Below are 1,042 nucleotides of genomic sequence, written 5' to 3' on the forward strand. Positions count from 1 at the left end.
TGCCGGCAACCAGCCCGCCACGTTCACCAACACCAGCAACTTGCTGGCGAAGGCCACCAAGTCTGACGCCGAAACCATGGGCGAATACGTCGGCACGCTCTACAACCTGCAGAAGTCCCAAGCGGATGCGATGGGGAGGGGCGCGTGGGTGGAAAAGCTCGGCGGTCAAACCGCGCTGGCCGTGCAGCTGTTTCGCACCAGCGGCGCGGCGATGAAAGACGCGTTCAAGGAAGCCGGCGCGATCGCCACCACATCCGGCGTCGACCTTGCCGAACAGATGGCGGTGATTGGCACGCTGAGCAGCACCATGGAGGGCGGCGACGCCGGCGGACGCTACAAAGCGTTCTTCGAGAACATCGGCGCGGCATCGGAAAAACTCGGCATGAAGTTCACCGACCAGCAGGGCAAGGTGCTGCCGATGATGGCGATTCTGGACAAGCTGCAGGGCAAGTTCGGTGATCTGACCAGCGCGTCGGCCGGCGCTAAGTTGTTGGAGGCTTTCGGCGGTGAAGGCGCCCAGGTGATTGGCGCGCTGGCCAAGGATACCGATCGACTGCGTAACGGCATCGAGCAGTTGGGCAAGGTGCGCGGACTGGAGAACGCCGAGCAGATGGCCCGGGCCATGGTCGATCCATGGCAACAGTGGGCGTCCCTGGTCGAGGTCATGCGTGTGGTGTTTGGTCAGGTGCTGATCCCGGTACTGACGCCGTTCATGAACAAAATGGTCGACATCGGGAAAACCCTGGTGCGCTGGTCGCAGCTGTTTCCCAACATCACCCGGGTGATCGGCATCACCGCACTGACCATCATGGCCATCGTCGGCGCCATGTCGTTGTTGACCGTGGTGGTCGGCGTTGCACGGATGACTTGGCTGGGCCTGTTATCGGTTTGGAAGGTCGTGCAGTTGCTGAACCTGCGCACGGTCGCCGGCTTCGTCTTGCAGAAACTGGCGATCCTGGCGTACATGGCCGTGATCTACACGCTCAGCGCCGGCCTGGCACTGGTGCGTGGCGCCATGCTGCTGTGGCAGGGCGCGATCTGG

At 62.9% G+C, this 1,042-nt stretch carries 1 protein-coding gene; it reads left to right on the forward strand.

Annotated features, from left to right (window positions below; all coding sequences use genetic code 11):
* On the forward strand, nt 1-1,042 hold a 1,042-nt coding region (locus tag FGA82_RS29275), incomplete at both ends, for a phage tail tape measure protein (protein WP_141129783.1).

It is taken from the genome of Pseudomonas fluorescens (assembly GCF_005938625.1).
In the GTDB taxonomy this organism is placed as follows: Bacteria; Pseudomonadota; Gammaproteobacteria; order Pseudomonadales; family Pseudomonadaceae; genus Aquipseudomonas; species Aquipseudomonas fluorescens_BD.